Genomic DNA, 19,714 nt, shown 5'->3' with positions numbered 1-19,714 from the left:
TCGTTATAGGGAATGAAAATGAAACTCGTAGGCTTGGTAGGTTGGCGCGGCATGGTCGGTTCGGTCCTGATGCAGCGCATGCAGGAAGAGGGCGATTTCGCCCACATCGAACCGGTGTTCTTCACCACCTCGAACCCGGGCGGCGACGCCCCGGCGATGGCGAAGAATGAAACCAAACTGAAAAGCGCGACCGACATCGACGAACTGAAAAAGTGCGAGATCATCATCTCGTGCCAGGGCGGCGACTACACCACCGAGGTGTTCCCCAAGCTGCGCGCGGCCGGCTGGAACGGCTACTGGATCGACGCCGCCTCCACGCTGCGCATGGAGAAGGACGCCGTCATCGTGCTGGACCCGGTCAACCTGCACGTGATCAAGGACGCGCTGGGCAAGGGCGTGAAGAACTACATCGGCGGCAACTGCACCGTGTCGTGCATGCTGATGGGCTTGGGTGGCCTGTTCCAGCACAACCTGGTCGAGTGGATGACCTCCATGACCTACCAGGCGGCGTCGGGCGGCGGCGCCCAGCACATGCGCGAGCTGCTGACCCAGTTCGGCACCATCAACTCGTCGGTCAAGGCGCTGCTGGACAATCCGGCCTCCGCCATCCTGGAAATCGACCGCCAGGTGCTGGCCACCCAGCACGGCCTGAGCGCAGAGGAAACCAAGCAGTTCGGCGCGCCGCTGGCCGGCAACCTGATCCCTTGGATCGACAAGGACCTGGGCAACGGCCAGTCGAAGGAAGAATGGAAGGGCGGCGCCGAGACCAACAAGATCCTGGGCCTGGGCGCGGACTTCGGTTCGAAAGCCATCCCTGTGGACGGCCTGTGCGTGCGTATCGGCGCCATGCGCAGCCACTCGCAGGCGCTGACCATCAAGCTGAAGAAGGACGTGCCGATCGACGAGATCCACGACATCATCGCCGCCAACAACCAGTGGGTCAAAGTGGTGCCGAACACGCGTGAAGCGTCGGTCAAGGACCTGTCGCCGGCCGCCGCCACCGGCAGCCTGACGATCCCGGTCGGCCGCCTGCGCAAGATGAGCATGGGCGACGACTACCTGTCGGCCTTCACCGTCGGCGACCAGCTGCTGTGGGGCGCGGCCGAACCGCTGCGCCGCATGCTGCGCATCGTGCTGGACAAGTAACACGCCGTTCCGCAATTGTTAAAGCAGAAGGGGTTTTCTCTATGAGCTCTCATAGGGAAAACCCCTTTTTTGGTTTAAAGTAGGCATAGACGTTACACATCTTCATGTACCACTAGAGAAACATCGTGCAAAGCTTGCATGCTCTGGAGCATGATGATATGTTGGTATATCTGGGAAAGTAACATTTTCCCTCTGACAACCTGATGCCGCCCACTATGCACGTACCAACTCGCTCCAGCATTGTTTCCTTCGCGTTGAAGACCCTCACGGGAGCTGTCGCCAGCGCGGTGCTGGTGGCGGCCACGGCCAACGCCGCCGGGCTCGGCAAGCTGACCGTCCAGTCCTCGCTGGGGCAGCCGCTGCGGGCGGAGATCGAGCTGACGGCGGTGTCGGCGGAAGAGGCCGGCGGCCTGGTCGCCAAGCTGGCGCCGGCCGAAGCCTTCCGCACCGCCAACATCGATTTCAATCCCACCCTGCTGTCGCTGCGCTTCGACGTCGAGCAGCGCAACGGCCGCCAGGTGATCCGCGTGACGTCGACCCAGCCGGTCAACGAGCCCTTCGTCGACATGCTGCTGGAGCTGACCTGGACCGGCGGACGCATGGTCCGCGAATACACCTTCCTGCTGGACCCGGCCGACATGCGCGCGACGCAGTCGCCGCAGGTGGCCGCGCCGGTGGACCTGGCCCGCAACAGCGCGCCGGCCGCTTCGGTCGCGCCAGCCGCAGCGCCCACCGCGCCGGCCACGGCAGCGCCATCCGCGCCGGTTGCGCAGCGCGCGCCGGCCAGGCAGGCCGCCACCGAATACACCGTCAAGGCCGGCGACAACCTGACCCGCATCGCCAGCCAGGTCAAGCCGGTCGACGTGTCGCTGGACATGATGCTGGTGGCGCTGTACCGCGCCAATCCGGAAGCCTTCTCCGGCAACAATATGAACCGCCTGAAGTCGGGCCACATCCTGGCCGTGCCGGACGCCGACACCATCCGCAACACCGCGCCGGAAGGCGAGGCGCGCGGCGTGGTGGTGGCGCACGCGGTCGACTTCAACGCCTACCGCGCCAAGCTGGCCGGGCAGGTGGCCAACAGCACGCCGGCCAAGGAGCCGGAAGTTGCACAGAACGCGTCGGGCAAGATCACCGCCAAGGTCGAGGAAAAGCCGAACGCGGTCAACGCCGCCAAGGACAAGCTGACGCTGTCGAAATCGACCGCCGGCACGCCGGTAGAAGGCAAGACCGGCATGGCGGTGGAGGACAAGATCGCGCGCCAGAAGGAGCAGGAGGAGTCCGCGGCCCGCATCAAGGAGCTGGAGAAGAACACCCGCGACCTGGAAAACCTGATGGCGGTCAAGAACAAGGCGGCCGCGCAGACGGAAAAGGCCTCGGCATCGGCTGCGGCATCGCTGCCGGCGTCGGCCCCGGTCGAGGCCTCGGCGCCGCCCAAGCCCAAGCGCACGCTGGTGATCCCGCCGAAGAAACTCGAGCCCAGCCTGTTCGAAACGATGATGGACAACCTGCAATATGTGGGGCTGGCCGCCGCGGCCCTGCTGGCGGGCGCCGGCGCGCTGATCGCCTCGCGCCGCCGCAAGCAGTTCGCCGTGCCGAAGGAGGAGACCAGCATCCTCGGCGACACCGCGATTCCGTCGCAGGCGCTGATCGCCGATGCCGGCGGCCAGAGCGTCGACACCAACAACAGCGTGTTCAACTCCAACTTCGCGCCGTCGGCCAGCCAGCTCGACACCAACGAGGTCGATCCGGTGGCGGAAGCCGATGTCTACATCGCCTACGGCCGCGACGCCCAGGCCGAGGAGATCCTCAAGGAAGCGCTGCGCAGCCATCCGGAGCGCCACGCCGTGCGCCTGAAGCTGCTGGAAATCTACGTCGCCCGCAAGGACGCGCGCTCCTTCGAGAGCCAGGCATCCGAGCTGTATTCGATGACGCGCGGCCAGGGCGACGAGTGGGCGCAGGCGTCCGTCATGGGCCAGGCGCTGGATCCGGGCAATCCGCTGTATGCCGAAGGCCATGCATCCTCGGGCGAAGCCGAAGCCGCATCCTCCTTCGCCGCCGCGCCTGCCGTTGCGGCGGCTGCGGCCGGTGCCGCCGCGTTCAGCGCGGCGGACTTTGTCAGCGACTTCAACGCGCCAGCGCCCGCACCAGCTCCCACCTCCGGCGGCCTGGACTTGGACCTTGGCTTCGATGCGCCTGCCGCCGCGGCCGGCGACAGCAATCTGATGGACTTCGGCAGCGACATGGAAACGGCCTTGCCGCAAGCGGCCGACGCCGCCGTGTCGCCAGCTTCGGTGGCGGCGGAATCCGACAACCTGATGGACTTCGACCTGGGCGGCTTGAGCTTCGAACCCGCCGCGCCAGCACCGGCACCGGCCCCGGCCGAGCCGGCAGCGATGCCGGAAGACGACTTCAACCTGGCCTTCGACGCACCCGCCGCGCCAGCCCCGGCTCCCGCTCCCGCCCCAGCTCCGGCGGAAGACCTGAGCATGGACTTCGGCCTGGACCTGCCGGCCGAGACGGTCGCGCCGGCACTGCCGTCGGCCAGCAGCGATCCGCTGGACCTGGACCTGATGAATTTTGAAATTCCCGAAGTGCCGGCCGTCCCCGCTCCGGCGCCCGAAGCCGAACTGGACGCCGGCGACTTCGCCGACGCGCTGCACGCCACGGAAGAAGTCACCCCCGCGCCGGCCCCGGCCGCGCAGGAATTCGACCTGTCCGGCATCGACCTCGACCTGGACAGCGCGCTGGGCGGCGCCGGCGCCACCGCCGATACGACGCCCGCCCATGTGCGCGACGACACCCTGTCGGCCCACCACATGGAAATGGACACCAAGCTGGACCTGGCCGTGGCCTACCAGGAAATCGGCGACAAGGAAGGCGCGCGCGAGCTGCTGGACGAAGTGCTGCGCGGCGGCAGCGACGACCAGATCGCCAAGGCCAACGCGATGCGCGCCCAATTGGGGTAATCCCGCTCCGTATATAATGGCTGACTCTGACATTACATCGGGCAGCAATTGAAACGGATAGCAATCGGCGTCCAGTACGACGGAACCGCGTGGAACGGCTACCAGAAACAGGCGGACGGCCACACGGTCCAGGACAAGCTGGAACAGGCGCTGGAGAAATTCGCCAGGGTGCCGCTGGCCACCACGTGCGCCGGCCGCACCGACACCGGCGTGCACGCGCTGGAACAAGTGGTCCACTTCGACACCGAGCTGAACCGCGACACCCACTCCTGGGTGCGCGGCGTCAACGCCTTCCTGCCGCCGTCGATCGCCGTGCGCTGGGCCAAGCAGCTGGAGGGCGACCCGAGCGTCGATGATTTCTTCCACGCCCGCTTCAGCGCCCGCGCCCGCACCTATCACTACGTGTTGTACAACAATCCGACCCGCTCGCCGCTGCTGGAAGGGCGCGCCGGCTTCTGCTTCCGCCCGCTGGACGTGGAGCTGATGCGGCAGGCCATTCCGCCGCTGATCGGCTGGCACGACTTCACCGCCTTCCGCGCCGCGCAGTGCCAGGCCAAGTCGCCGGTCAAGCTGATGCACGACATCCAGATCAAGCGGCACGGCGAGCTGGTGGTGTTCACCATCACCGCCAACGCCTTCCTGCACCACATGGTGCGCAACCTGGTCGGCTCGCTGGTCTACATCGGCACCGGCCGCGAAAAGCCGGAGTGGCTGGGCCATCTGCTGGAAACCAAGGACCGCCACGCCGCCGCGCCCACCTTCATGCCGGACGGCCTGTACCTGGCCAAGATCGACTATGACCCCAAATGGGAACTGCCGCTGGAGACCACCAGCGCCTTACCCTGGTTCTAGTGGCTATGTCAAAATGGCCGTGGCGTCGTTGCAGCTCCTTGCCGTGCAGGCGCACTGTCTTCGTCGCTGCGCCTAGCCACGCCCATTTTGACAAAGCCACTAAAGGAAAAGTATGCGCACCCGTATCAAAATCTGCGGCCTCACCCGTGTGGAAGATGTGCAAGCCGCCGTCGCGGCGGGCGCCGATGCGATCGGCTTCGTGTTCTACCCCAAGAGCCCGCGCTACGTCACGCCCGAGCAGGCCACCGAGCTGATCCGCGCCGTGCCGCCCTTCGTCACCTGCACCGGGTTGTTCGTCAACGCCACGCCGGAAGAGGTGGCGGCAACGTGCCGGGTGGCGCCGATCGCGCTGATCCAGCTGCACGGCGACGAGACGGTGGAGCAGTCCGCCGCCATCGCCGCGGCGGCCGGGCGACAGTTCATGCGCGTGTTCCGCGTCAAACCTGACACACAGCCGTCCGATTTGCTAGAATACGAGCAACGATACCGCGCCGCCAGTCCCTTGTTCACCAGCCTGTTGCTGGACACCTATGTGGATGCCTATGGCGGTGCAGGAAAGGGTTTTGATTGGTCTCTCATTCCAAAAGATCTCGCGCCTCGGGTCGTTTTAAGTGGTGGCTTGAGCGTACACAACGCGACTGACGCGGTGGCACGTGTACGCCCCTACGCCGTGGACATCAGTAGTGGTGTCGAAGCGGCCAAGGGGATCAAGGACGCCCGCAAGATCGCCGCCTTCGTCGCGGCGGTGCGGGCCGGAGATACCATGAATGAAAGCGAGACCCACCATGATGAACGCCCCGGCGAAGCCGCTGTTCCACGCTAAAGACTACAACCTTCCCGACACCAAGGGCCATTTCGGCCCCTACGGCGGCTCCTTCGTCGCCGAAACCCTGACCTACGCGCTGGCCGAGCTCAACGCGGCCTACGAGCGCTACAGCAAGGATCCCGAGTTCCTCGACGAGTTCCGTTACGAGCTCAAGCACTTTGTCGGCCGGCCGTCGCCGATCTACTACGCCAAGCGCTGGTCCGAGCTGGCCGGCGGCGCGCAGATCTACTTCAAGCGCGAAGACCTGAACCACACCGGCGCCCACAAGATCAACAACGTGATCGGCCAGGCGCTGCTGGCCAAGCGCATGGGCAAGCCGCGCATCATCGCGGAGACCGGCGCCGGCCAGCACGGCGTCGCCACGGCCACCATCTGCGCCCGCTTCGGGCTGGAGTGCGTGGTCTACATGGGCAGCGAGGACGTCAAGCGCCAGGCGCAGAACGTCTACCGCATGAAGCTGCTGGGCGCGACCGTGGTGCCGGTGGAGTCCGGCTCCAAGACCTTGAAGGACGCGCTCAACGAGGCGATGCGCGACTGGGTCACCAACATTGAAAACACCTTCTACATCATCGGCACCGTGGCCGGCCCGCATCCCTACCCGATGCTTGTGCGCGACTTCCAGTCGGTGATCGGCGAGGAGTGCCTGGTACAGATGCCCGAGATGACCGGCCGCCAGCCGGACTGCGTGGTGGCTTGCATAGGCGGCGGTTCCAATGCCATGGGCATCTTCTACCCGTACATCGACCAGAAGCAGGTGCGCCTGATCGGCGTCGAGGCGGCGGGCGAGGGGCTGGACGGCGACAAGCACGCGGCGTCGCTGACCAAGGGCTATCCGGGCGTTTTGCACGGCAACCGCACCTATCTGCTGCAGGACGAGAACGGCCAGATCATCGAGACGCATTCGGTCTCGGCCGGCCTGGACTATCCGGGCGTGGGGCCGGAGCACGCCTACCTGAAGGACAGCGGCCGGGCCGAGTACGTCTCGATCACGGACGAGGAGGCGCTCAAGGCCTTCCACGACTGCTGCCATATCGAAGGCATCATCCCGGCGCTGGAATCGTCGCACGCGCTGGCGTACGCGGCCAAGCTGGCGGCGACCTTGCCCAAGGATCAAATCATTTTGGCCAACCTGTCGGGCCGGGGCGACAAGGACATGCATACGGTCGCAGAACGTATGGGTTTGAACTTCAACTAAGGGAAACGACATGTCCAAAATCGCAGCAACTTTCAGCGCCCTGAAGGCGCACAAAAACACCGCGCTCATCACTTTCATCACGGCCGGCGATCCGTCGCCGGAGCTGACGGTGCCGCTGATGCACGCCCTGGTGGCGGGCGGCGCCGACATCCTGGAACTCGGCGTGCCGTTTTCCGATCCGATGGCCGAAGGCCCGGTGATCCAGCGCGCCTGCGAGCGGGCGCTGGCCAACGGCGTCGGCATCTATGATGTGTTCGGCTACGTGGCGGAATTCCGCAAGACCAACCAGACCACGCCGGTGGTGCTGATGGGCTACGCCAATCCGATCGAGCGCATCGGCGCGGCCACCTTCATCGCCCAGTCCAAGGCGGTGGGCGCGGACGGCGCCATCGTGGTCGACTACCCGCCGGAAGAGTGCGAAGAGTTCGCGGCCGCCATGCGCGCCGCCGAGCTCGACCTGATCTTCCTGCTGGCGCCGACCTCGACCGAGCAACGCATCGCGCAGGTGGCCAAGGTTGGCGGCGGCTTCAGCTACTACGTCTCGCTGAAGGGCGTGACGGGCGCCGGCAACATCGACACGGTGGAAGTGGCGGAGCGCCTGACGGCGATCCGCAAGCACGTGCAGTTGCCGATCGGCGTAGGCTTCGGCATCCGCGACGGCGCCACCGCGCGCGCCGTGGCCGAGGTGGCCGACGCAGTCGTCATCGGCAGCCGCGTCATCCAGGAAATCGAAAGCGCCGGCAAGGATGGCGCCGTGGCCGCCGTACAAACCTTCGTCAGCGGCATCCGCGCCGCCCTCGACGCCTGACCTCCCGCCGGCCCCTCTTGGCCGGCCTCAAATCCCGACCGCTCACCTTGATACATAGTTAAGTACTGACTATGTTGAAGGAGAGCGGTCGTGCGTTTCGAATGGGATCAACGTAAGGCGGCCGCCAACCTGCGAAAACACGGCGTAAGCTTTGACGAAGCCCGTACTGTTTTCGCCGATCGGCTGGGCAAAATACGTTATGACCCCGATCATTCGGAAGCCGAGGATAGATTCATTCAACTTGGCCGCAGCAGCAAGGATCGATTGCTTTTGGTATGGCACTGCTATAGGGGTGGCAACGTGCGAATCATCTCGGCACGTGCGGCTTCGCCCGCCGATGAGATTGTTTATCTGGAAGAGGAATGATATGCCTAAAGAAGAGAACCGATCAGCATGGATGCCAAATCCATACTATGCGAATCTTAGCAGGGAGATCAATTTTCGCTTGGATTTTGACTCGATCAGATATTTCGAAAAACTTGGCGAACCATATGGATTACCGGCTGAAGAAATGATTCATATGTATTTACGTCATATAGCTGGATCTGGCTATAAAGCCAATCTTGGTATTCTTACCTTGGACGAACGAGAAAAACTGAGGGAATCGCTGGAGAAAGAGGAGAAACTCCCTCGAACGGCGTAGTGGTTTACCTCTAAAAACCCGCCAATTCCATGACGAAGCTTAAAAATTGTTGTACAGCAAAGTTCGACAGGGGGGCGAGAAACGGCTACACTTCGGCCACGAGTTAGCTGCAAGGAGAATTTATGAGTTGGTTGGAAAAACTGCTGCCCCCACGAATCCAGCGTTCCGACGCTGCCGCACGCAAGACCATGCCCGAGGGCCTGTGGGTCAAGTGCCCGTCCTGCGAAGCCGTCCTGTACCGCACCGATCTGGAATCGAACCTGCACGTTTGCCCCAAATGCGACCACCACATGCGCATCCGCGCACGCGAACGCCTCGACAGCCTGTTCGATGCCGGCGGCCGTTATGAAATCGGCATGGATACCCTGCCGGTCGATACGCTGAAGTTCAAAGACAGCAAGAAATACCCCGACCGCCTCAAGCAAGCCATGGAAGCCACCGGCGAGACCGATGCGCTGATCGTCATGGGCGGCGCCATCATGAGCCTGCCTTGCGTGGTGGCCTGCTTCGAATTCGAATTCATGGGCGGCTCGATGGGCTCCGTGGTCGGCGAGCGCTTCGTGCGCGGCGCGCAAGTGGCCCTGGAACAGAAAGTACCGTTCATCTGCATCACCGCCACCGGCGGCGCCCGCATGCAGGAAGGCCTGCTGTCGCTGATGCAAATGGCGAAAACCACCGCCATGCTGACCAAGCTGTCGGAGAAGAAGCTGCCGTTCATCAGCGTGCTGACCGACCCGACCATGGGCGGCGTGTCCGCCTCGTTCGCCTTCATGGGCGACGTGGTCATCGCCGAGCCGAAAGCGCTGATCGGCTTCGCCGGCCCGCGCGTGATCGAAAACACCGTGCGCGAGAAACTGCCGGAAGGCTTCCAGCGCGCCGAGTTCCTGGTCACCAAGGGCGCCGTCGACATGATCGTCGACCGCCGCAAGATGCGCGAAGAAATCGCCCGTCTGATGGCACTGCTGCAGAATCAAGCGGTCGAAGTATTGGCCTAAAAAGCCTTCACTCCCTCACGCTGCGGCGCGCAATCGGCTATCATGCCGGCCTGCGCGCCGTTTTCCATTTCTGAGCCATCACTATGTCGAACCTCCCAACTACTTTGCCCGCCTGGCTTGCGCTGCTTGAATCGCGCCACGCCGAAACCGTCATCAACATGGGCCTGGACCGCGTGCTCGCCGTCAAGGAGCGCCTGAAGCTGGCCTTCAGCTGCCCCGTCATCATGGTGGCCGGCACCAACGGCAAGGGTTCGACCTGCGCCATGCTGGAATCGGTGCTGATGCGCGCCGGCTACAAGGTGGGCCTGTACATCAAGCCGCACTTCCTCGATTTTAACGAGCGCGCCCGCATCAACGGCGAGCTGGCCAGCGACGAGGTGCTGGTGGCCGCCTTCAACGCGGTCGAAGCGGTGCGCGGCGATACGCCGCTGACGTATTTCGAATTCACCACGCTGGCCATCATGCACCTGCTCAGCGGCGCCGGCATGGATGTCGTGATCCTGGAGGTCGGCCTGGGCGGACGCCTGGACGCGGTCAACATCGTCGATGCCGACGTCTCCATCGTCACCAGCGTCGATATCGACCACACCGACTACCTGGGCGACACCCGCGAGGCGATCGGCTTCGAGAAGGCCGGCATTTTCCGCGCCGGCAAAACCGCGATCTGCTCGGACCCGGTGCCGCCGCAATCGCTGATCGACCACGCCAACGCCATCGGCGCCGACCTGTGGCTGATGGGCCGCGATTTCAACTATTCCGGCGACAAGCAGCAGTGGAACTACGGCGGCCGCTCGCAGCGCCGCAATTCGCTGGCCTATCCGAGCCTGCGCGGCGCCAACCAGCTGCTCAACGCCTCGGCCGTGCTGGCCGCGCTGGAGGCGCTGAAGCTGGAACTGCCGGTCGGCGCGCAGGAAGTCCGCACCGGCCTGGTGACGGTGGAACTGCCGGGCCGCTTCCAGGTGCTGCCTGGCCGCCCGACCGTGATCCTGGACGTGGCGCACAATCCGCACGCCGCCTCGGCGCTGAACCAGAACCTGGGCAACATGGGCTTCCACCCCTACACATACGCCGTGTTCGGCTCCATGCACGACAAGGATATCGACGGCGTGATCGCCGCCATGTCCGAGCACGTGGACCACTGGTGCCTGGCCACGCTGCCGTCGCCGCGCTCGGCCAGCGCCTCGGAACTGGCGGCCAAGGTCCAGATCGTGCAGCCGGAAAGGCCGGAGCGCACCATCAATATCTTCGACGATCCGGCCGCCGCGTATGCAAATGCGATCAGCCGAGCCGGGGAGAATGATAGAATTGTGGTCTTTGGATCTTTCCTCACGGTCGCCGGCGTCATGGCGGCGCGAAAATCCGCATTCCATTGAACGCACAGGACTGAAATCACGCATGGGCTTGTTCTCGAAACTCGGTAAAAACAAGCAAGAGGCCGCCGGTCAGGACAGCGGCTATTACACCAGCGCAGATGACCAGGCCGCGACGGAGCGCGCACGCTCCAAGCGCGCCTCGTCGGCGGATGGTTCCGCCAAATCCCGCCGCGGCAAAGACCGCGAAGCGGACGATCCTGTATTGCCGGAAAAGAAACGCGCGCGCCGCCGCCTGGTCGGCGCCATCGCGCTGGCGCTGGGCGTGGCCATCGGCCTGCCGATGGTGCTCGATTCCGAACCGAAGCCGCTGGCGTCCGACATCGATATCAAGATCCCGGCCAAGGACAAGCCGGCCGAGGCCGCACCTGCGCCCGCACCCGCCGCGCCGGTGCCCCAGAGCGCCGCGCTGGACAGCCGCGAAGAAATCGTCGACGACGTCAAGCCTTCCAAGCCAGCCGCCCCTGTGGCCGCAGCACCGAAGCCAGCCGCCGCCGCTCCCGTGGCCGCCGCCCCCGTCACGCCGCCGCCGGTTGCCCCCGTCAAGGTCGACACCGCCAAGCGCGAAGCCGAACTGAAGGCCGAAGCCAAGGCCAAGGCCGACACCATCGCCAAGAACAAGGCCGACAACGAAGCCAAGGCCCGCCAGGACGCCGACTACAAGCAGGAAGTCGAACGCAAGCAGGCCGAGGCGAAAGCCGAAGCCAAGGCCAAGGCCGAAGCCGAGCGCAAGCTGGCCGAAGCCAAGGCCGCCAAGCAGGCCGACAGCGCCAAGCCGGCCGCGACCTCGGAAGACGCGCGCGCGCTGGCCATCCTGGAAGGCAAGCCCGCGGCCAAGCCGGCCGCCGAATCCGGCCAGAAGTTCGTGCTGCAGGTGGCAGCGCTGAGCGACCAGGCCAAGGTGGACGAGTTGCGCGACAAATTGAAAAAAGCCGGCATCAGCTCCTATACGCAGAAGACGCCGTCCGGCGACATCACCCGCGTGCGCGTGGGGCCGTTCACCAACAAGGATGAAGCCGAAAAAGTGCGGGCCAAACTGGGCGCCATGGGCCTGAACGGCCGCCTCGAAACCGTCTGATCCAGCAGGCGCCCGACGTGACGATATTCGATTATCTGGTGATTTTTGTGTTGGTCGCGTCGGTCATCATCGGCATGATGCGCGGCCTGGTGAAGGAAGTGTTGTCATTGGCGGGCTGGGTGGTGGCCTTCGTGGTCGCCAACGCCTACGCCGCCGTGCTGGCGCCCATGCTGCCGCCGGTGGTCCCGGGCGAGGTGCTGCGCCTGATCCTTGCCTTTATCGCACTGTTTATCGGTGTGAAGATTTTGACGGGCCTGCTGGGCATGGCGCTGGGCGCCTTGCTCGATGCCGGCGGCCTCAGCATCGTGGACCGCGCGCTGGGCATGGTGTTCGGTTTCGGCCGCGGTCTTGTAATCGTATTGGCAGGCGTCATCTTGTGCGGGATGACGTCGATACCGCAACAAGCATTCTGGAAGGATGCGCGACTGAGTCCGCTCGCGGAGACCGGGGCGCATACGGTGAAAGCCTTCCTTCCCGCTGCCATGGCGCAGCATGTGAATTTTTGAATTCTTTAAATCAGTAGCACCCAGTCCAGGAGCAACATCATGTGTGGCATCGTCGGCGTCGTTTCCCATCAACCTGTCAACCAACTGCTGTATGACGCATTGCTGCTGCTGCAGCACCGCGGCCAGGATGCGGCAGGTATCGCGACCAATCACAGCAGCATGTTCGCCATGCACAAGGCCAACGGCCTGGTGCGTGACGTTTTCCGTACCCGTAACATGCGTACGCTGCAAGGCAATTCCGGCATCGGTCACTGCCGCTATCCAACCGCCGGCTCGTCGAGCGAGGAAGAGGCGCAGCCGTTCTACGTCAACGCGCCGTTCGGCATCACCTTGGCGCACAACGGCAACCTGACCAACTGGGAACAGCTCAAGAAGGAAATGTTCCAGAACGACCGCCGCCACATCAACACCGATTCCGATTCGGAAGTGCTGCTCAACGTGCTGGCCCACGAGATCCAGAAAGCCACCACCGGCATCTCGATCGACGCCGACACCATCTTCGAAGCCGTGACCGTGCTGCATCGCCGCGTGCGCGGTGGCTATGCCGCCGTGGCGCAGATCGCTGGCGTCGGCCTGCTGGCCTTCCGTGATCCGTTCGGCATTCGTCCGCTGTGCCTGGGCATCAACGAGACCGAGCAGGGCGCCGAGTACCTGATCGCCTCCGAGTCCGTGGCGCTGGAAGGCATGGGCTTCCGCTTCGTGCGCGACATCGCGCCGGGCGAGGCCGTCTTCATCGACGCCGACAAGCAGCTGCATTCGCGCCAGTGCGCCGACAATCCGTCGCTCAACCCTTGCGTGTTCGAGTTCGTCTACCTGGCCCGTCCGGATTCCGTCATCGACGGCGCCTCCGTGTACGCCACCCGCCTGAAAATGGGCGAGTACCTGGCCGAGAAGATCAAGCGCGAATTCAAGGATGGCGAGATCGACGTCGTCATGCCGATTCCCGATTCGTCGCGTCCGGCCGCGATCCAGCTGGCGCTGGCGCTGAACGTGGAATACCGCGAAGGCTTCATCAAGAACCGCTACATCGGCCGTACCTTCATCATGCCGGGCCAGGCCGCGCGCAAGAAATCGGTGCGCCAGAAGCTGAACGCCATCGCTTCCGAGTTCAAGGACAAGGTCGTGCTGCTGGTGGATGACTCCATCGTGCGCGGCACCACCAGCCGCGAGATCGTGCAGATGGCGCGCGAAGCCGGCGCCAAGAAAGTGATCTTCGCTTCGGCGGCGCCGCCGGTGATCTTCCCGAACGTGTACGGCATCGACATGCCCACCCGCGACGAGCTGATCGCCTACGGCCGCAGCACCGAGGAAGTGTGCCGCGAGATCACCGCCGACCACCTGGTCTACCAGGACATCGACGCGTTGAAGCGCGCCATCTCCGACGTCAATCCGGCGTTGAAGAACTTCGAGGCGTCGTGCTTCGACGGCGTGTACGTCACCGGCGACATCTCCAAGGACTACCTGGACAAGCTGGAGTACGCGCGCCACCATCCGAAGGCCTCCGGCCCCGAGGACGCGGGCCGCTCGCAACTGAACCTGAATCTCGCGACCGCCGAAGGCTGATGTCGCGCCCGGTGCGGTTCACGCCGCACCGGGCTTTTTTTTTGAATACGCGAATATGAACGACAAGAAGAATTACGGCTTCACCACCACCATCCTGCACAACGATCGCCAGAAAGGCATCGAGCACGGTTCGCTGCACAAGCCCATCCACACCTCGGTCGCCTTTGGCTACGGCGACGCGCGCCAGCTGGCGTCCGTGTTCCAGGGCAAGGAGCCGGGCTTCCGCTACGGCCGCCAGGGCAACCCGACCATCTCCGCGCTGGAAGACAAGGTCACCAAGATGGAGCAGGGCGTCGGCACGATCTGCTTCGCCACCGGCATGGGCGCGATCGGCGCCGTGTTCCAGGCGCTGCTGCGCGCGGGCGACCATGTGGTGTCGTCGTCGTTCTTGTTCGGTAACACCAACAGCCTGTGGCAGACCACCATGGCGCAGGGCGTGGGCGTGTCCTTCGTCGACGCCACCGACGTCGCCAACGTGGCCGCCGCCATCACCAGCCAGACCCGCGTGGTGTTCGTCGAAACCATCGCCAACCCGCGCACGCAGGTGGCGGACCTGAAGCGCATCGGCGAGCTGTGCAAGGAGCGCGGCATCCTCTACATCGTCGACAACACGATGACCACGCCTTACCTGTTCCGCCCGAAAGCGGTGGGCGCCGGTCTCGTGGTCAACGCGCTGACCAAGTCGATCGGCGGCCACGGCAATGCGCTGGGCGGCAGCCTGACCGACACCGGCGTCTACGACTGGACCCGGTTCGCCAACATCTACGAGAACTACAAGAAAGCCGCGCCGCTGCAATGGGGCTTGGCGCAGATTCGCGCCAAGGGCCTGCGCGACTTCGGCGCCTCGCTGGCGCCGGAAGCGGCGCACCACATCGCCGTCGGCGCCGAGACGCTGGCGCTGCGCATGGAACGCACCAGCGCCAATGCGATGGCCTTGGCGCGCCTGCTGGAAAGCGACGAGCGCGTGGCCGCCGTCTACTATCCCGGCCTGGCCTCGCACCCGCAGCACGCGATCTCCGCCGAGCTGTTCCGCAGCTTCGGCTCCCTGTTGAGCTTTGAACTGAAGGATGGCATCGACTGCTTCGATTTCCTCAACCGCCTGAAGCTGGCGATTCCGGCCTCCAACCTGGGCGACACGCGCACGCTGATCATCCCGGTGGCGCACACGATTTTCTACGAGATGGGCGCCGAGCGCCGCGCCTCGATGGGCATCGCCGAGTCGCTGATACGGGTGTCGGTCGGCATCGAGGATACCGACGATCTGCTGGACGATTTCACCTGCGCACTGGAAGCTTGCTGAGCGCAGCCTCGAGTTGTGATAATCTAAGTTTTCAATTTTGCTAAGCGCGGAGGCGATATGAGAGCAGCATGGGTTCTGGCATTGACCGTGCTGTCGAGTAGCGCCTTCGCCGGCGACCAGGCCCGCCGCCAGGCGCGGCAAGCCGAAATCGAGTACTACACCAGCCACTACGACGGCGCCGACATTGCGCTGGCCCGTTTCAACTGCAAACCTCCCAACATCCCGATGCGTCCGGCCACGGCCGGCGGACCGGCGCTGACGCAAGCGCTGGCCGCCTGGCACGACTGCTACGATCAATTCCTGGCCAATTACAACGCCGCGCTCCCGGTCGGCAAGAGCATCCCCGCCGACGTGGCCGACCTGATGACGGACGACGAGCTGGGCGCCGCGCAGACGCTGATGAGTCAGGTGTTCGTGCAGGTGGCGGACGAGGCCAAGCGCCAGGCCGACGCCGTCACCCTGGCGCAGAGCGCGTTGGAAGGCCGTCAAGGCGACCTGGCCCTGAGCGCGCGCGACCTGTCGCATCAGCCGGAGACCGCCGGCAAGCGCTAGCCCGTCGGCGAGGCGAGGCTTAGTGCCAGCTGCGCATCAGGCCGACCGCCAGGCCTTCCAGCGCGAACTCGTCCGCTTCGGGATCGACCTTGATGATCTTGAAGTCCGGGTTTTCCGGCAGCAGCTCGACGGTGGAGCCGGTCTTGCGATAGCGCTTGACCGTGACATCGTTGCCGATGCGGGCGACGACGATCTGGCCGTTCTTGGCGCTGTCCACCTTCTTGACCGCCAGCAGGTCGCCGTCCATGATGCCGGCGTCGCGCATCGACTCGCCGCGCACCTTCAGCAGGTAGTCCGGCTTGGAGGAGAACATGGCCGGATCGACGCTGTAGCTGGTCTCCAGGTTTTCCTGCGCGAGGATGGGCGAGCCGGCGGCCACGCGGCCGATCAGCGGCAACGACATCATCAGCGACACCGGCACCTTGGGCGTGGCCGGCTCGGCGTGCACGCCCAGCAGGCGGATGCCGCGCGAGGTGCCGGCGGCGATCTCGATCGCGCCCTTGCGCGCCAGCGCCTGCAGATGCTCCTCGGCCGCGTTGGCGGACTTGAAGCCCAGTTCATTGGCGATCTCGGCACGGGTCGGCGGGAAGCCGGTGTTCTCGATGGCATCCTTGATCAGATTGAGAATTTGTTCCTGTCTTGCGGTGAGCTTGATCATAGAGTGCTTTGGGCCTGTGTATATAGACAGTCTGTATTTTTGTACAGTGTGAAGCGAAAAGCAAGGGAATTTGTTGCTTAGCACGAAATAATTTCATGGAGCCCCTCCGGGCGCGGCGGATTGTTGCCGGACAGTGCTGGTTTTTTGGATAAAAAGCTGATATAGTCGCGGGCTTACCTCTTCCCACACCTGTCTTGACGCCAGGGTGGGCTATATTCACAGTCCTTAAGGGAGTTTGCATGCGTCACTATGAAATAGTATTTATCGTCCACCCGGACCAGAGCGAGCAAGTGCCCGCCATGATCGAGCGTTACAAAACCACCGTAACGACCCGCGGCGGCGCCGTGCACCGTGTTGAAGATTGGGGCCGTCGTCAGATGGCTTACTCGATCCAGAAACTGGCTAAAGCACACTACATCTGCCTGAACATCGAATGCGACAACGAGACCCTGGTCGAGCTGGAAACCGCCTTCAAATTCAATGATGCCGTGCTGCGTCACCTGACTGTCAAGATGAAGAAGGCGGAAACCGCTCCTTCGCCGATGATGAAGTCGGTACAACGTGAAGATGCAGCGAAATCGCATCGCACCGAAGCTCCAGCAGCCGCTGCTGCTCCTGCGGCCTAATTGTTATCGGGAACCGAGCTGAATCAGCTCCAGTTGATTGCCTTGATCGCCGAACGGGACGCCTTGCGCTACACCCCGGCCGGCATGCCGATCGTGAACGCTGTACTCCAGCACCGGTCGCAGCAGGTCGAGGCAGGCATCGCCCGATTGAGCGAGTTTGAAATTTCCGCGGTTGCCGCGGGCGAGATTTCAGGCCGCTTCAGTCAGGCGCCACTGGCAGGCATGTATCAGTTCACCGGTTTCCTGAACAAGAAGAATCGCAATAGCAAAAGCCTGGTGTTTCACATCATTGATTTTAGTGCTGTCCCAGACAGCTCAATTTAGATACAGGAGCCTAAAATGGCATTCGGTAAAAAGTTCGACAAAAACAAGCTCAAGCTGAAAGAAAAGCGCAAGCAACAAAACCCACTGTTCAAGCGTAAGAAGTTCTGCCGCTTCACCGCAGCAAACGTTGAACAAGTTGACTACAAAGACGTCGACACCCTGAAAGACTTCGTCCAGGAAAACGGCAAAATCATGCCAGCACGTCTGACCGGTACCAAGGCGCACTACCAGCGTCAAGTTGACACCGCAATCAAGCGCGCTCGCTACCTCGCGCTGCTGCCTTACACCGATCTGCACCACGCTTAATTGCGTCGTCTAGATAAGATCCTGGAGAAGAACTATGCAAATCATTCTGTTAGAAAAAGTCGTCAACCTGGGCAACCTGGGTGAAGTCGTTAAAGTCAAAGACGGTTACGCACGTAACTTCCTGATTCCGCAAAAAATGGCCCGCCGCGCTACCGCGTCCGCCGTTGCTGAATTCGAAGTCAAGCGCGCCGAACTGGAAAAAGCCGCTGCCGAGAAACTGGCTGCCGCTCAAGCCCAAGGCGAGAAACTGAACGGCATGACCGTGAACGTTTCGCAAAAAGCTGGCGTCGACGGCCGTCTGTTCGGCTCCGTCACCAACTTCGACATCGCTGAAGCCCTGTCGAAAGCTGGTTTCGCTGTTGAAAAAGCTGCCGTGCGTATGCCTACCGGTCCTCTGAAGACCGTTGGCGAGCACCCAGTCAGCGTCGCTCTGCACACCGACGTGGTGGTGGAAGTGACCGTTGCTGTCGTGGGCGAAGCTGCCTAATACTTTTTCAGGCGGAAACGTCTGATCAGTGTTGCAACACCTTTGAAAAAGCCGGGCTTGCCCGGCTTTTTTCTCGTCATAAATTTGTAATACGGCTCAAGCAAGCAGGTATAATTCGCGCCATGAACGCCCCCTCCGATCCGCAAGTCGATTCACTCCGCGTCCCGCCGCATTCCATCGAAGCAGAACAGTCCGTCATCGGCGGCCTGCTGCGCGATAATGCGGCGTTCGACCGCATTGCGGACATGATGCACCCCGAAGACTTCTACCGCTACGACCACCGCATCATCTACGAGCAGGTCGTCAAGATGATCAACGCGTCCAAGCCGGCCGACGTCATCACGGTGTTCGAGACCCTGACCCAGCTGGGCAAGGCGGAGGACGTGGGCGGCCTGGCCTACCTGAACGCGATGGCGCAAAACACGCCATCTGCCGCCAACATCCGCCGTTACGCCGAGATCGTGCGCGATCGCTCCATCCTGCGCCAGCTCATCACCGTCGCCGACGAGATCTCCGGCCAGGCCTTCACGCCGCAGGGCAAGGAAGTCAAGCAGATGCTCGACGAGGCCGAGTCCAAGATCTTCGCCATCGCCGAGCAGGGCGCGCGCGGCGCGGCTGGCTGGATCCCGGTGCAGCCGCTGCTGACCCAGGTGGTCGAGCGCATCGACGAGCTGTACTCGCGCGAGTCCGGCTCCGAGATCACCGGCGTGCCGACCGGCTGGATCGACCTCGACCGCATGACCTCCGGCCTGCAGCCGGGCGACATGGTGGTGGTGGCCGGCCGTCCGTCGATGGGCAAGACCGCGTTCTCGATGAACATCGCCGAGAACGTCGCGGTGGAGGAGGGCCTGCCGGTGGCCGTGTTCTCGATGGAGATGGGCGGCGTGCAGCTGGCCATGCGTATGCTGGGCTCGGTCGGCCAGCTGGATCAGCACCGCCTGCGCACCGGCAAGCTGAACGACGAGGATTGGCCGCGCCTGACGCACGCCATCCAGAAAATGAACGACGCCCAGGTCTACATCGACGAGACCCCGGCGCTGAACCCGATCGAGATGCGCGCCCGCGCGCGCCGCCTGTCGCGCCAGTGCGGCAAGCTGGGCCTGATCGTGGTCGACTACCTGCAGCTGATGCAGGGCTCCACGCCGGGCGACAACCGCGCCTCGGAGATCTCCGAGATTTCCCGATCGCTGAAAGGCCTGGCCAAGGAGCTGCAGTGCCCAGTGATCGCGCTGTCGCAGCTGAACCGCTCGCTGGAGCAACGCCCCAACAAACGTCCCGTCATGTCCGACCTGCGCGAATCCGGCGCTATCGAGCAGGACGCGGACGTGATCATCTTCCTGTATCGCGACGAGGTCTACAACCCGGACTCGCCCGATAAGGGAACGGCCGAGATCATCATCGGTAAGCAGCGTAACGGCCCGATCGGCTCGGTGCGCCTGACCTGGATCGGCCAGTACACCAAGTTTGGCAACTACGTCGGTAACCTGGCGCTGTACCAGGGCGACTAATC

The 19,714-nt window shown here is 63.6% G+C and carries 21 protein-coding genes; 20 read left to right on the top strand and 1 reads right to left on the bottom strand.

Annotated features, from left to right (window positions below; all coding sequences use genetic code 11):
• Window positions 1-18: 18 nt before the first annotated feature.
• The 15 genes from asd (at window position 19) to HUX88_RS20175 (ending at window position 15,803) form a co-directional block, all read left to right on the top strand.
• Complete coding sequence (gene asd, locus HUX88_RS20245) at window positions 19-1,146, top strand: aspartate-semialdehyde dehydrogenase (protein ID WP_117014891.1); 1,128 nt, start codon at window positions 19-21, stop codon at window positions 1,144-1,146.
• 215 nt (window positions 1,147-1,361) lie between these two features.
• The gene (locus HUX88_RS20240) at window positions 1,362-4,115 is read left to right on the top strand and encodes a FimV/HubP family polar landmark protein (RefSeq protein ID WP_176362925.1); all 2,754 of its coding nucleotides are present in this window, start codon (window positions 1,362-1,364) and stop codon (window positions 4,113-4,115) included.
• Between the two features lie 48 nt (window positions 4,116-4,163).
• On the top strand, window positions 4,164-4,967 hold the full coding sequence (gene truA, locus HUX88_RS20235) for a tRNA pseudouridine(38-40) synthase TruA (RefSeq protein WP_176362924.1): 804 nt from the start codon (window positions 4,164-4,166) through the stop codon (window positions 4,965-4,967).
• Between the two features lie 112 nt (window positions 4,968-5,079).
• Complete coding sequence (locus tag HUX88_RS20230; RefSeq protein WP_176362923.1) at window positions 5,080-5,790, top strand: phosphoribosylanthranilate isomerase; 711 nt, start codon at window positions 5,080-5,082, stop codon at window positions 5,788-5,790.
• A complete protein-coding gene (gene trpB, locus HUX88_RS20225) occupies window positions 5,753-6,988 on the top strand; it encodes a tryptophan synthase subunit beta (protein ID WP_117014898.1) in 1,236 nt (411 codons plus the stop codon). Before HUX88_RS20230 ends, trpB begins: the two co-directional genes overlap by 38 nt.
• Before the next feature lie 10 nt (window positions 6,989-6,998).
• Window positions 6,999-7,796: a tryptophan synthase subunit alpha gene (gene trpA / locus HUX88_RS20220; RefSeq protein WP_176362922.1), complete on the top strand. Its 798-nt coding sequence runs from the start codon at window positions 6,999-7,001 to the stop codon at window positions 7,794-7,796.
• A 90-nt stretch (window positions 7,797-7,886) separates the two neighbouring features.
• Window positions 7,887-8,162 carry a BrnT family toxin gene (locus HUX88_RS20215; protein ID WP_117014902.1) on the top strand — a complete coding sequence of 92 codons (276 nt, stop codon included), beginning with the start codon at window positions 7,887-7,889 and terminating at the stop codon, window positions 8,160-8,162.
• Window position 8,163: 1 nt separating this feature from the next.
• The gene (locus HUX88_RS20210) at window positions 8,164-8,439 is read left to right on the top strand and encodes an antitoxin (protein WP_147330505.1); all 276 of its coding nucleotides are present in this window, start codon (window positions 8,164-8,166) and stop codon (window positions 8,437-8,439) included.
• A 122-nt stretch (window positions 8,440-8,561) separates the two neighbouring features.
• Window positions 8,562-9,434, top strand: coding sequence for an acetyl-CoA carboxylase, carboxyltransferase subunit beta (accD, locus tag HUX88_RS20205; RefSeq protein ID WP_020701805.1), 873 nt, complete (start codon window positions 8,562-8,564; stop codon window positions 9,432-9,434).
• 83 nt (window positions 9,435-9,517) lie between these two features.
• A complete protein-coding gene (gene folC, locus HUX88_RS20200) occupies window positions 9,518-10,807 on the top strand; it encodes a bifunctional tetrahydrofolate synthase/dihydrofolate synthase (RefSeq protein ID WP_176362921.1) in 1,290 nt (429 codons plus the stop codon).
• Between the two features lie 22 nt (window positions 10,808-10,829).
• Entirely contained in the window at window positions 10,830-11,882 is a 1,053-nt protein-coding gene (locus HUX88_RS20195) for an SPOR domain-containing protein (RefSeq protein ID WP_176362920.1), read from the top strand.
• A 17-nt stretch (window positions 11,883-11,899) separates the two neighbouring features.
• On the top strand, window positions 11,900-12,388 hold the full coding sequence (locus HUX88_RS20190; RefSeq protein ID WP_161092145.1) for a CvpA family protein: 489 nt from the start codon (window positions 11,900-11,902) through the stop codon (window positions 12,386-12,388).
• A 39-nt stretch (window positions 12,389-12,427) separates the two neighbouring features.
• The gene (gene purF, locus HUX88_RS20185; RefSeq protein WP_176362919.1) at window positions 12,428-13,951 is read left to right on the top strand and encodes an amidophosphoribosyltransferase; all 1,524 of its coding nucleotides are present in this window, start codon (window positions 12,428-12,430) and stop codon (window positions 13,949-13,951) included.
• A 55-nt stretch (window positions 13,952-14,006) separates the two neighbouring features.
• A complete protein-coding gene (locus HUX88_RS20180) occupies window positions 14,007-15,251 on the top strand; it encodes a cystathionine gamma-synthase family protein (protein ID WP_176362918.1) in 1,245 nt (414 codons plus the stop codon).
• Window positions 15,252-15,308: 57 nt separating this feature from the next.
• Window positions 15,309-15,803: a hypothetical protein gene (locus tag HUX88_RS20175; RefSeq protein WP_176362917.1), complete on the top strand. Its 495-nt coding sequence runs from the start codon at window positions 15,309-15,311 to the stop codon at window positions 15,801-15,803.
• A 19-nt stretch (window positions 15,804-15,822) separates the two neighbouring features.
• Here the strand turns inward: HUX88_RS20175 and lexA are convergent, their stop codons facing one another.
• Window positions 15,823-16,461 (bottom strand): transcriptional repressor LexA, encoded by a 639-nt coding sequence (gene lexA, locus HUX88_RS20170; RefSeq protein WP_028819547.1) that lies wholly within the window; start codon window positions 16,459-16,461, stop codon window positions 15,823-15,825.
• Window positions 16,462-16,700: 239 nt separating this feature from the next.
• Between lexA and rpsF the strand changes: the two genes are divergently transcribed.
• The 5 genes from rpsF to HUX88_RS20145 all read left to right on the top strand — a co-directional run bounded on the left by rpsF (window position 16,701) and on the right by HUX88_RS20145 (window position 19,712).
• On the top strand, window positions 16,701-17,087 hold the full coding sequence (gene rpsF / locus HUX88_RS20165; protein ID WP_028819549.1) for a 30S ribosomal protein S6: 387 nt from the start codon (window positions 16,701-16,703) through the stop codon (window positions 17,085-17,087).
• Window positions 17,088-17,105: 18 nt separating this feature from the next.
• Window positions 17,106-17,411 (top strand): primosomal replication protein N, encoded by a 306-nt coding sequence (priB, locus tag HUX88_RS20160; protein ID WP_028819550.1) that lies wholly within the window; start codon window positions 17,106-17,108, stop codon window positions 17,409-17,411.
• A 15-nt stretch (window positions 17,412-17,426) separates the two neighbouring features.
• The gene (rpsR, locus tag HUX88_RS20155) at window positions 17,427-17,717 is read left to right on the top strand and encodes a 30S ribosomal protein S18 (RefSeq protein ID WP_008450941.1); all 291 of its coding nucleotides are present in this window, start codon (window positions 17,427-17,429) and stop codon (window positions 17,715-17,717) included.
• A gap of 34 nt (window positions 17,718-17,751) precedes the next feature.
• Window positions 17,752-18,204 carry a 50S ribosomal protein L9 gene (gene rplI, locus HUX88_RS20150; RefSeq protein ID WP_028819628.1) on the top strand — a complete coding sequence of 151 codons (453 nt, stop codon included), beginning with the start codon at window positions 17,752-17,754 and terminating at the stop codon, window positions 18,202-18,204.
• A gap of 122 nt (window positions 18,205-18,326) precedes the next feature.
• Window positions 18,327-19,712, top strand: a complete 1,386-nt coding sequence (locus tag HUX88_RS20145; RefSeq protein WP_117014908.1) for a replicative DNA helicase — start codon at window positions 18,327-18,329, stop codon at window positions 19,710-19,712.
• The last annotated feature ends 2 nt before the right edge of the window (window positions 19,713-19,714 follow it).

It is taken from the genome of Duganella sp. BJB1802, assembly GCF_013369445.1.
Taxonomy (GTDB): Bacteria; Pseudomonadota; Gammaproteobacteria; order Burkholderiales; family Burkholderiaceae_D; genus Rugamonas; species Rugamonas vulcania_A.
The sequence above is the reverse complement of the archived record's forward strand: the minus strand, read 5'-3'. Positions and strand labels throughout refer to the sequence as shown.